11 protein-coding genes are annotated in these 12,019 nt (G+C 42.9%); 7 read left to right on the forward strand and 4 right to left on the reverse strand.

The window, feature by feature from the left end; translation table 11 throughout:
* Positions 1-13 precede the first annotated feature (13 nt).
* Complete coding sequence (locus ACP2WE_RS11470; protein WP_425215686.1) at positions 14-841, reverse strand: leucine-rich repeat domain-containing protein; 828 nt, start codon at positions 839-841, stop codon at positions 14-16.
* Between the two features lie 297 nt (positions 842-1,138).
* Here ACP2WE_RS11470 and hflX point away from each other — a divergent pair, with 297 nt between their 5' ends.
* Positions 1,139-2,881, forward strand: coding sequence for a GTPase HflX (gene hflX / locus ACP2WE_RS11475; protein ID WP_425215721.1), 1,743 nt, complete (start codon positions 1,139-1,141; stop codon positions 2,879-2,881).
* 25 nt (positions 2,882-2,906) lie between these two features.
* On the opposite strand, the gene ACP2WE_RS11480 is transcribed toward hflX, so the two are convergent.
* Together ACP2WE_RS11480 and ACP2WE_RS11485 are read right to left on the reverse strand one after the other, a co-directional pair.
* Positions 2,907-3,608: a hypothetical protein gene (locus ACP2WE_RS11480; RefSeq protein WP_425215687.1), complete on the reverse strand. Its 702-nt coding sequence runs from the start codon at positions 3,606-3,608 to the stop codon at positions 2,907-2,909.
* Positions 3,609-3,625: 17 nt separating this feature from the next.
* The gene (locus ACP2WE_RS11485) at positions 3,626-4,792 is read right to left on the reverse strand and encodes an AAA family ATPase (protein WP_425215688.1); all 1,167 of its coding nucleotides are present in this window, start codon (positions 4,790-4,792) and stop codon (positions 3,626-3,628) included.
* 277 nt (positions 4,793-5,069) lie between these two features.
* Here ACP2WE_RS11485 and rimO point away from each other — a divergent pair, with 277 nt between their 5' ends.
* Together rimO and ACP2WE_RS11495 are read left to right on the forward strand one after the other, a co-directional pair.
* Entirely contained in the window at positions 5,070-6,398 is a 1,329-nt protein-coding gene (gene rimO, locus ACP2WE_RS11490; RefSeq protein WP_425215689.1) for a 30S ribosomal protein S12 methylthiotransferase RimO, read from the forward strand.
* Between the two features lie 26 nt (positions 6,399-6,424).
* Entirely contained in the window at positions 6,425-7,081 is a 657-nt protein-coding gene (locus tag ACP2WE_RS11495; protein ID WP_425215690.1) for a class I SAM-dependent methyltransferase, read from the forward strand.
* A 73-nt stretch (positions 7,082-7,154) separates the two neighbouring features.
* Here the strand turns inward: ACP2WE_RS11495 and ACP2WE_RS11500 are convergent, their stop codons facing one another.
* On the reverse strand, positions 7,155-7,496 hold the full coding sequence (locus tag ACP2WE_RS11500; protein WP_425215691.1) for a slr1659 superfamily regulator: 342 nt from the start codon (positions 7,494-7,496) through the stop codon (positions 7,155-7,157).
* A gap of 657 nt (positions 7,497-8,153) precedes the next feature.
* Here ACP2WE_RS11500 and ACP2WE_RS11505 point away from each other — a divergent pair.
* The 4 genes from ACP2WE_RS11505 to ACP2WE_RS11520 all read left to right on the forward strand — a co-directional run bounded on the left by ACP2WE_RS11505 (position 8,154) and on the right by ACP2WE_RS11520 (position 11,779).
* Entirely contained in the window at positions 8,154-10,175 is a 2,022-nt protein-coding gene (locus ACP2WE_RS11505) for an OmpA family protein (protein WP_425215692.1), read from the forward strand.
* Between the two features lie 307 nt (positions 10,176-10,482).
* Positions 10,483-10,761: a photosystem I reaction center subunit PsaK gene (psaK, locus tag ACP2WE_RS11510; protein ID WP_425215693.1), complete on the forward strand. Its 279-nt coding sequence runs from the start codon at positions 10,483-10,485 to the stop codon at positions 10,759-10,761.
* 259 nt (positions 10,762-11,020) lie between these two features.
* Entirely contained in the window at positions 11,021-11,359 is a 339-nt protein-coding gene (locus tag ACP2WE_RS11515; protein ID WP_425215722.1) for a hypothetical protein, read from the forward strand.
* A 174-nt stretch (positions 11,360-11,533) separates the two neighbouring features.
* Entirely contained in the window at positions 11,534-11,779 is a 246-nt protein-coding gene (locus ACP2WE_RS11520) for a hypothetical protein (protein WP_425215694.1), read from the forward strand.
* The last annotated feature ends 240 nt before the right edge of the window (positions 11,780-12,019 follow it).

The raw sequence follows: 12,019 nt of genomic DNA on the forward strand, positions 1-12,019 counted from the left end.
TAGCTATAGAAACCTAAAATCTGCAAGTAGACTCTGGCTTAATCGGACAAACCTTTTCACTAATTTTATTACTATCGAGGTCTAGTCCAACCAAGGTCGTTAAACGTTCCAGATGCTTGACATTGCTCACTTGATTGTTGGAGATTCCAAGGTAAGTCAATTTCGTCAAACTCGCTAGTGGCTTGACATCGCTGATTTGATTTTTGGAGAGATCGAGCCAAGTTAAGCTGATCAAACCTTCTAGGACATTGACATCACTAATTTGATTGCCGTCTAGTCTGAGGTAAGTCAATTTCGTCAAACTCGTTAGGGGTTTTAAATCTTTGATTTGATTTCTAGAAAGATTGAGAAAGGACAAGTTGGTCAAAACTGTCAGTGGCTTGACATCTTTAATTTGATTTCTGGCAAGGACAAGTTCGGACAAGTTCGATAAACCTGTAAGTGGCTTGACATCGCTGATTTGATTTTTTGTAAGGTCAAGTGCGATCAAGTTGGTCAAACCTGCCAGCGGACGAATGTCACTAATTTGATTTCTAGAAAGGTTGAGCCCAACCAGATTCTTGAAACTCGCCAGGGGTTGAAGATCGCTAATTTGAGTTCTAGAAAGGTTGATCTGAGCTTGGCTATTTAGGGTTTCATCAGCTAATTTACAGTCTTGGGTTCCAGCCTGTTTTAACAAGACTTCAACCGTTGTTTTCGTTTCTGCGGCGAGAGAATCTTTTTGTTGGCACCATTGGGCAAAGCTCTGTTTGCTAGTCGGGGCTGCCTCAGACTGTAGAAGCGGGAACGAAAGAAAAACCGTTGCGGTTAAGAGCGCTAACGAGGCAAAGGAATGTTTCATATTTTTTCACTTCTGTAAGGTTTTATGGCTTTTCTAAAAGTACCTATAGCGATTCTTAGTTGTATGTGAACGTAGTACGGGCTTCTAGCCCTTACAGGCAAGATGCCTGCGCTACAAATTAATTTCAACTCATTTAGGATTGCTATATGTGACATAGAAAGCTAGGTTGTCGAAAAAGTTTCTGCTAGATTTTGGGCTATAGGTCTCGTACTCACCCTGAAATTTGGCAATCCACCGTTAGTTTCCATTGAAGTCTACTATATAAGTATAAAAGTATAAATTTCGCGTGTAACTCATATCGAGACTATCTACGGTAACCTTCAAGGTCTGAAATCTAATCAGCTCAAGCAATTACAACGGCTGTATCGATCGCGTTTGCCCCAAAGCAGCTTTACAACACCAGAGTTTGCACAACGCTTAGCAGCGATTAGTACGGAGATTAAACAGCCGATCTGTGCCTTTGCCAATCGACGCGGGCAAGTGATTCGCATCGGCTTAGGCACGCCCAACCAAGCTAAAATTCCCCCTTTAGAATTGCCGCGCTATGGCGACGAACGTCTATGCGGCCTGCGCTGTATTTCAACCAGCCTCAAACGCGAGCCTCCCACTCTGGCTGACTTAACTGCCATGGCAATGCAGCGGCTAGACACCTTGGTGGTGCTGACCTTAAATGAGTCGGGTTCGGGACATGTCGATCGCGCCTACATCGCGCACTTACTCCCCAATACCCATGCGGACACCGACCAAGCTTGGCAAGTGTCGCCACCGGTGAGTTTAGATGCGATCGCCAAGCAAGACTTTCTCGATTTGGTAATTGGGCTCGAAGAAGAATTTAAGCGTGAATTTGTCGCGCAGGTTGTTGAAGACAGCCAAGATCGGGTAATTTTGGCAGGACTGGTAGAAGACAGACCCAATCAGAATTCCAACCGTGTCTTGCCACCACCCCAGGAGTCTTTGCAAACGGGTAAGGCGATGCCCTACAGTTTGATGGAACTGAGCCAGTTAGTAGAAAGTGCTGGGGGCGTAGTGTTAGATATGATTTGGCAAAAGCGAGATCGCCCGCAACCCCAAACCGTTTTAGGTGAAGGTAAGGTGCAAGAACTGGCGATCGCTGCCCAAACCCAACGCGCCAATCTGATCGTGTTCGACCGAGAGCTATCCCCCTCCCAATCGCGAAATTTAGAGCGACAGATCGGTGTGAGGGTGAGCGATCGCACCGAAGTCATTCTCGATATTTTCGCGCAACGCGCCCAATCGGCGGCTGGGAAGCTGCAAGTGGAGCTGGCGCAGTTGGAATATCGACTACCCCGACTTTCGGGTCGCGGTCAGGAATTCTCGCGGCTTGGTGGTGGTATTGGCACGCGCGGTCCTGGGGAAACAAAATTGGAAAGCGATCGTCGCGTGATTCAAAAGCGGATTACCCATTTGCAACAGCAGGTAAATCAGCTCCAAGATCAAAGGGCAAGAGTGCGGCAACGACGGGTCGATCGCGAGGTTCCAACCGTAGCGATCGTGGGCTATACCAATGCAGGGAAATCTACCCTGTTAAATGCCCTAACCAAATCGGATGTATTTGCGGCAAATAAGCTGTTTGCTACCCTCGATCCCACCACCCGCCGCCTCAATTTATCTGTAGAAGATCCCCAAGATAGCGAGCAGGAGCGCAAGTCCTGTATGGTGCTGATGACAGATACCGTGGGCTTCATTCACGAGTTGCCACCTTCTTTAATGGATGCCTTTCGTGCCACTCTCGAAGAGGTTACGGAAGCCGATGCCCTCTTGCATGTGGTCGATGCTTCCCATCCCGCTTGGGAATCTCAAGTTGCAGCAGTCGATCGCATTCTCAAGGAAATGCCGATTACGGTGGGTCCAACCCTGATGGTCTTTAATAAAACCGATCGCGTTTCTGACGCCGATTTGATGGAGATCGAGGCGAAATATCCTGATGCAATCATGATTTCCGCGATCCATCGCCAAGGACTTGATACGCTTTGCCAAGCGATCGTACCTTTGGTGCGGTATGCAGTTGGTGAATTTTAGTAATCCTCAATCAATAAGCACTTCACTACTGCTCTCTTGGGAAATAATCGTCCAAAACCTCGTCTAATCTGTCCTTAAAAGCAGTAAGGCTAGGCATATCTAAAATTTTTCTGATATCTAGCTTACCACAATCGATTTTGTCATTAAGTAAAACCCTTGTCGCTTCTTCGTCAAGATATTCATTTAACTGGTCTTTTAAGGCATTTGGTGATTTGTCATTGCCTGACTCATTTTCAAGCTTTGTACAGTTTTGATAATTTTCACGTAAAGCACATAAAACCCAAGCCTCAGATTTTGGCTTTGGAATCATGGGGACACCATTTAAAACTGCTTCGGCTTCAAAACCATCCAACATCGATTGTCTTTTATCTGCCCATTCTCCTCGACCAGAGTTTGCTTTACCATCAGCATCTCTAAATAAAACTGGTATTACTGGCACATTCAGTTCGTTACTTTTATTTTTGGATAATATGGCTAAGGCTCTCGCGTTTTTATAGAAATAACGTGTTTCAATTTCCTGTTTTTTTCCTTTTCTCGAAAGTGGCTTTATCGCTTTTGCCGTTTCAACAAGTGTTTTTTCCGTAACAACACTGTATAAAACACAATCAAGCAATGAGTAATTGCTACGGCGAGTAATCCAACTATCAACAAACTTAGTCATTGGACCAATTTCATTATCCTGAGTACCTATATCAGTTGGTCCTTCCCCACTGAGTAATAAAAACATCACAAATTCTCTTCACACTATTTTTTTTGCTTCAATATCGAAATTTCGGCGTCAAGTTGAGTTAACAAGGTGTCTTCATAAACTTCACCAGGTCCCATTACAGTTAATTTCTCGCGCATAGAAGGGATATCAAAAAGCCGTATGGCTTGTGTAGCTCCATTTTTCTCTTTGTACAAATAGATAACACCTGCGATCGCAATTTCATCTTCAAGATAATTTAAAATCATTGGACTATGAGTGGTGACAAGTACTTGTGGAGAAGCTTCAACTAAACTATCCACAAGAACCTCAATTAGTTCTGGATTAATTCCATTCTCTATTTCATCAAGGAGTAAAAAACTTTGCTCCTTAGTCAATTGAGCAAAAACTGCTAACATACGAAGCAATCCATCAGCTACATGTCGTGCTTCAGTCTTTAATTCAGTATTTTCAAATTGCTCTAAAATCGTGAGTTGCTTCCATCCAGAACGCATTTTTGATACATCTAGCTGCTTTAGTTTCGGATAAATTTTAGACAGTCTCTTCTGAATATCTCCTCGTTTTTGTTCGTCTATTTCGTACAAAAATGCTGATAGACGTTCGCCACCTAAGCCTAAACTGTTCTGAGAATCTCTTGTGCGCTGTCTTAATAATTCTGGAGTAAGCAGATCTAAGGCATGTAAACCCTCAAAAAATCTTTTAAGTTCGAGTATTTCTTTGGTTAATTGAGATTCTTCAATCTGTGAGAGTAACGATCCTTGATACCTAAATGCGAGTGTTCCAGATAATTTAGGTGTATTCTCTCGCTCTTTTTCATTCAAATCCCAAATAGTATATTTCCGATCTTCTACTTTCAAAATTACATTTCCATTCCACTCTACACTTTCAGAAGTGCAACGCAAAAACAGGCGATTAAAGCTTGCCGACCACTTAATACGGCAATTTTCTGATTTGACAAGTAAAATCTCAAAATTAATATTATTCTTGCCAGTTAACTTTGAATTAATATCGGATGCTTCCCACTGTCGCCTTTTTAGCCAACCCTCTAGATCGCCTCTAACTTGTTGAGACAAAAAGTCAAAAAATTGTAATACTGTCGATTTTCCTGAACCATTAAGTCCAACTAAACAAGAAAATTTCGCTAATGGTAGATCGAACTCAACTAAAGATTTGAAGTTAATTACTTTTATGTGACTGATTTTCATGTTTATTTCATGTAAAGCACTTGCATAGGACTAACTACAAATCTAAAATCTACCAACTCAATCAAAGGATAATCGATTCTACATATCACTAACACTGTAATTTGCTAAAAGCAGCAAAACATATCACTCACTAGAACGGAGATTTATTCTATCGGTGTAGTCGAAAAGTAATCTCGGTCTGGTGATTTCAGACTTTAGTCCAATTCTTGAAAAGGTTTGTTAAGCTAGTACAGCTAAATCTTTTAAAGCAACAAGAATTATCATCTAGGGCTTACTTATGCTAAAGACGGTCAAACCAACGATCGCAATTTCTCACTTGGGCTGTGAAAAAAATCGCGTCGATACAGAACATATGCTGGGCTTGCTCGTACAAGCAGGCTATGGCGTTGATAGCAACGAAGAATTAGCCGACTATGTGATTGTCAATACCTGTAGCTTTATTGACGCAGCCAGACGGGAATCCGTGCGCACGCTTGTAGAACTTGCAGATGCGGGTAAGCGGATTGTGATCGCAGGTTGCATGGCGCAGCATTTTCAGCAAGAACTTCTAGATGAAATTCCCGAAGCCGTAGCCCTGGTTGGTACGGGGGATTATCACAAAATCGTGGATGTGATCGAACGGGCAGAGGCAGGAGAAAGGGTGAAAGAAATTTCTCAAGAGCCCACCTACATTGCCGATGAAACCGTGCCGCGCTATCGCACCACCAATGAATCGGTTGCCTATGTACGCGTCGCCGAGGGCTGCGATTATCGCTGTGCCTTTTGCATCATTCCCCATCTGCGCGGCAATCAGCGATCGCGCTCGATTGAGTCGATTGTCAGCGAAAGCCATCGTCTTGCTAGCGAAGGCGTCAAGGAATTATTGTTAATTTCTCAGATCACCACCAACTACGGACTCGATATTTACGGACAGCCTCGCCTAGCGGAGTTGCTTTGTGCCTTGGGCGAAGTTGATGTGCCTTGGATCAGGATGCACTACGCCTACCCCACGGGTTTAACGCCAAAGGTAATTAAGGCGATGCAGTCTACGCCCAATGTTTTACCCTATTTAGATTTGCCCTTACAGCATTCTCACCCCGATGTCTTAAAAGCGATGAATCGTCCTTGGCAGGGAAGGGTAAATGACAAAATCATCGAACAAATCAAAACGGCACTTCCCGATGCGGTGATGCGAACCACTTTGATAGTGGGCTTCCCTGGTGAAACCGACGCCCAGTTCGAGCATTTGCTCTCCTTTATCCAGCGGCACGAGTTCGATCATGTCGGTGTCTTTACCTTCTCAGCGGAAGAAGGAACTCCTGCCTTCGATCTGCCCAACCAACTTCCAGAATCTGTGAAGCAAGAGAGACAAGATGCTCTGATGGCAGCGCAGCAGGAAATCTCGCTCAAAAAGAACCTTACTGAAGTTGGGAAGATCGTAGATGTGTTAATCGAACAGGAAAATCCTGAAACAGGCGAACTGATCGGGCGATCGCCTCGTTTTGCCCCAGATGTAGATGGCGTAGTCTATCTAAAAGATCCCCAAGGCAAAGCCTCTCTCGGCAATATGTTACCTGTAGAAATTACGGCCGCCGATCATTACGATCTATTTGGCACAATTTTGTAACTTCTTAGACTGACGCAGTTCTAATTATGAAATTTACTTCTTTAGACGATCGCCTTCACAACTACCTTTTATCTGTTTCTTTACGCGAACCATCAGTCTTGAGCGCGTTACGAGAGGAGACCGCTCAACATGTCATGTCCAATATGCAAATTGCCCCAGAGCAAGGGCAGTTTATGGCTTTGCTCGTGCAACTCATTGGCGCTGTGAAAACCCTAGAAATTGGCGTATTCACAGGGTATAGTTCCCTTTCTGTCGCTTTAGCTTTACCCGAACATGGAAAGGTAATTGCCTGCGATGTCAGCGAAGAATATACAAGCATTGCAAGACGCTATTGGGAACGCGCCGAAGTTACCCATAAAATCGATTTACAGATTGCGCCTGCCGTTGAGACCTTAGACCGTTTGCTAGCTGAAGGTCAAGCGAATAGCTTCGATTTTGCTTTCATTGATGCGGATAAAGAAAACTACGATAATTATTACGAGCGATCGCTACAACTGATACGTCCAGGTGGCTTAATTGCGATCGATAACGTTCTGTGGAACGGTCGCGTATTGGACGCCCAAACCCAAGATTCAGATACAATCGCTATTCGCAAGCTTAATGAGAAATTGCACCAGGACCAACGGATTACGCTCTCACTATTGCCAATTTCCGATGGATTAACCCTGGCACATAAGCGGTAAGAGTTTCTTCCTGGCGATCGCCTACCAACAATTCTTCTAGCTAAACGGAGAAGTAGTCAATTTGACAGTGGATTCAGATCATTTCTATTTGCAGGGTGGGCATGAGACGCTGCAAGTTTTTTAACGATTTTGTCTGCCATAAAACTTGCGCAGAGCCTTTTAAAAGAGCATGAATACCACCTTGCTTCCGTAGGGTAAGCACCACCATGGACAGCATATTAATTCCCGAACTATTGAGAAACTCTAACTCTTGCAGATCCAGTGCGATCTTTTCATTTTGCAAAGCCAGATCGATGAGTAGATTCTTCATCGGTCTATATTCCTCTTCTCCATTTAATCTGATAAACCCTTTAAAAAAGACAGTATCTTTTTCTGAGTCATACCAAACACAATAGCCTTCGGCTTTAATCTCCACAAAAATAACCACTCCCTAATAGACCAAAATTTCTAATGAAGCGTGAAGTGAATCATTACAAATTTTTCTGCGCGATCGCAATCCTCAAAAAATAATGCAACATATTTAGGCATTTACCGAATTTAGACATGCACAAACGATGAATACTCCCAGGAAAGTATTGATATATTCATCCGTTACGATGGTTAGAGAGGTTGGTACAAACATTTCCTAATCTCAATACAATCATATCAAATCCTCCACCTTAAGCATCGTCACGTCAGGCTGAGAAGTAAGATGCGATCGCATCAGTAATCAATGTGAATATTGCAAAACTCGCATAACTTTTACAGCGATCCCCTTGTATTGACAGCTTGCGCCAAAAATCTGAAAATTTTGGGCTATCATCCACCTTATAAGAATTGCTGAATTGTTTTGTTTTAATCAGTAAAAACCTTGCACTATGCTATAAATAACTACTTTAAGGCTTGCATAGGCTTAACCCTTCTCTAAAAGGGTTGTTTCAAAGTATCCATGCAATGCTTAAACTTGAGTCCTTAATTTTCTTGGCTAATCCATTAGCAGTGAGAAACCTAGTTGTGTTGAGCGAGCAAATTTCTAATATTTAATTTACTTCGAACGAGAAGTTTAAAACTAGTGGGATGGTAGGGTAAGACAATGCAAGACGATCGCACAAAGATAAGCACCCCAACGAGAAGCATCCAACTTCCCAGCAATATTTTAATGCCTGAGTTTGGGGAAGTAAATGTTCGCGGAACGAGTGACGAAACCTTTGTGGAATTTACGATCTTAATGGAACCTCAGGGTAAATATGCCGAGGGATGGAGAACGGGAATTGCCTTAGATGCGAGTGCCTCCATGAAGCGCTCCTATGGACGCAAGGTTTCTGGGCGCGTCGATCCTGCGGTCTTAACCAAGTATATGAAAAAAGGATTGCTCAAGTCTTACATTGAGGATGGAGAGCCGATCAGGTGTTTGCAAAAAGATGCCTACGAGGAAATTAAACAAAAAGGCTATGTTTTTAAAACGACTCCTAATATTTTGCAGCCCATAGCCCAAAAATTCACTTCCTATTTAGCCAATAGTTTAGATGGTGTCGGTAGGACTGCCTTAATTTACTGGGGATGTGGCAAGGGCGATGAAACGCAAGCGATCGGGGAGTTTAATGCCGCAGAATGCCAAAATCTTGCGATTAATGGGCCCAAAGATATCAAACTTGGAAATACCACAAAGCTGATGCCTGCGATCGCTTACTTTACCGAACAGTATCCTGAAGCAAAGCGGGGGCTATATCTATTTATTACCGATGGACGTATTGACGATTTAGAAGAGGTGAAGCAATATACTTTGCAGTTAGCCCAAGATATTGCCTCAGGGAAACGGAACTTTGTCAAGTTTATTTTAATTGGTGTTGGAGATGGCATCGATCGCTATCAACTGCAAGAACTCGATGATTTTGACACAGGAACGGACATCGATATTTGGGACTATAAGATCGGCGATGAAATGCAAAGCTTGGTGCAAATCTTTTCTGAGGTTGTGGGAGAGCAACAGATCGTAGCGGATAGAGGTGCGATCTATAGCCCTCAGGGAGACTGCGTCAAACTCTATGCCGATGGACTTCCTGCCCAAGCTAGTTTCTCTATGCCTGCTGGCTCGGAATGGTTTGAACTAGAAGTAAGTGGAAAGAGAATTCGGCAGACCGTTGTGGTAGATGAGTCTATGGCGATCGTGCCCCTACCCAAACATGCAGAAATTGATAAATCTAATGGATTTGATCTTGGGAAACTTGGTTGTACTGGGTTGCTGGCTGGTTTACTTTTGCTTGGCGGCGCGATCGCCTTTGCTTTTTTTAACGCCAATTCAATCTTTAACTCAACTTCAAACCCCAATCCCAGCCAGATTCCCAAATCGAAGCCCACACCTGAAACCCTCTCTGGACAAGATCGGAATACTTCACCAAGCGCTTCCATTCCAGTGGTTCCATCATCTCCCCAGATGAGAGCCCCATCTCCTACACTAACCCCTAGTCAAACTCTTCAAGGTGTTGTGGTTCCTTCAGCTAAGCCTTCTCAAAACCCTAATTCTACTACAATCGCAAAGGTTGACAAAGATTCTACTTTGCAGCCTTCGCCATCAAACTCAAACGCAAATCTTGGATCGGATCGAACATCCATTCGAACATCTAATCCAGGGAATAGCCCAAGTCAACAGCGAGATAAAAGTATTATTGCGAATTCATCAAAGTCCTTAGGAAATCAAGAAATAAAGCCGTCAGCGACTGAACTGAGTCCGAACGATCGAAATAGCGATCGCAACTTCAACACCCTCGTGCCTGATGCCCAAGTAATTATTTATTTTCCCGTGAATGAATCTAGTCTTACAACTGCTGAGTTCGCAAAACTAAATGAATTTTGGACTAAAATCAAAAATAAAAAAGGTGTAGTGTCCGTGAAAGGCTATACCGATTCTTTTGGGGAAAGTACTTATAATTTGGAACTCTCTAACGCCAGAGCCAATGAAGTCATCGATCAGCTTAGAAGTATGGGTTTAAGTGAGAACTATAAACTTACGCTTGAGGCATTGGGCGATTTGAACCCGATCAAAGATAATAGTACAGATACAGGCAGAGCTTTTAACCGCAGAGTCGTTGTATCGTTTAAGGTATCTCAGTTTTAGGTTCTAAGGGGAAGCCTCATATGGGGTAAGTAGGTAGAGGGAGACAATCAAAATCAATCCAATGTTGCGGAAGTGGAAAGACTGTAAATTGAGACGGTAAATTAGATTATGCGATCGCTCAAATATCCCTATAGATAGACTTCAATATTTTTTGTGAATGCCCCAAAATGGTCTCTCATATTTCCTAATACTTTACAATTTAAAAAAATTTGCAAAGTTTAATTAAATTAGCGGCTTAGTAACTGTTGACTGTTACCGCTTCAGCTTACGATATTTTCCATAAAAGCTTCTATAGGTAATTAAACTTATGCTCAATGTACTTGTGAATCTCCCTCTGCTTGCCTCTGTTCCTGCAACCCCTACTTGGTCAATTAGTGTGGGTATTATTATGATTACCAGCAATCTACTTGCATTGGTGATCGGTCGCTATGGCATCCAACAAAAAGGAGTTGGTCCAGCGATACCTGCTGAATTACCTGGTCTATTTGAAGGGTTTGGTGTACCTGAACTTCTCGCTACAGCAAGTTTAGGGCACATTTTAGGTGCAGGCTTTATCTTGGGTTTGGCACAGGCTGGTCTACTTTAATCGCAGTTCTCTAGAGTAACTTAGTGGGGGCTTCTTGTCAGTTGCCTCCACTAATGCTTTAATCATAATTTCGGTGGAAAGGCGATCGCTTCGGCAGGTTTTACTTCAATCAGCTCCAATAATTTCTTGAGGGTTGTGTATCTGTAAACGTCAATACAGCGACTATGGTATTACTTAAAAATGTACCCATCTAATGCCAAATTGGGGAAAAGACTGGGGATAGAGGGTGTAGGATTTTATGAGTAAACTTACGTTCGCCATGCCACTCAAAATCATCGATAATTTCGACAGCAGCTTTTCACTCGATCCAGATGCAAAGATCGTGTTATTTGAACTGCTAAGAAATGAGAGCTTTTTAAATCAGGTAGCCACGGAAGTCTCTACCAAATTAAACGGCGATCGCGTCGAATTTACCGAACTTCTTTTCCAACCCGTTCCCTACACGACAGCAACCCCCAAAGGAATGCCAGCCGAATTTGAGAAGTATCATACTTCACCCGATCACGCCATTATTAATGTGCCCCCTAACTTTATGTTTAAAGCCAAAATCTTTAAACCTAGCCGCCTTTGTGCGATCTATCGCAAGGCTAAAGCATAAAAATCTAAGCGGAATCCATCGAAAACAAGCGATCGGTAACAGAAGGTATTGTTTGCAACCCAAATACTCGCGATCGCGACCGTAAAATTAATTCCTAGCAGGAATAAGTCATATTCCCTTTTGCCATCTTCTCAAAATTGGTAGAATAAATCATCATAATTACAGGGCAAAGCCATGGAAGCTTTTGACAAGTACTATGGCGAGGATGTCGTAATGCAAGAAAATGAGAACCCTGCCACAGTTGGGAAAGCTGCTAATCGCGAAATAGAACTAGATTTCTTTTCTAAAGTGACCGAATTTTGTGGAGCCGAGGTCAAAACTGTTGCCTATGGCGAGGATGTAATTATTTCGGAGTGGAATCACTCCTACAAAGACCTTCTGTACAACAAGCCGTTCAAGCAGATTTTCCCGAACTCCTGACTAAGTTTTTGCGATCGCGTCAGAGCTATTTATCTCAAATGATTTGACCGAAAAAGGTGACTCTATGCTTCGACATCTATTCAAATTCCTCTAGGTCGATTGAAAACTGCTATAAACTATTAGACTGTTACAATTTAAAAATTATCGATAGATATCTCAGACTATTTTCAAAAAAGCTGCATTCCAGCTTTTTTGAAAGCCTGCGCTTAGCGCAGACTCGAATCTCGATTTGTTGCAAAT

Origin of the sequence: Tumidithrix helvetica PCC 7403, from assembly GCF_965232925.1 — a bacterium.
GTDB classification, from domain to species: domain Bacteria; phylum Cyanobacteriota; class Cyanobacteriia; order Pseudanabaenales; family Pseudanabaenaceae; genus Tumidithrix; species Tumidithrix helvetica.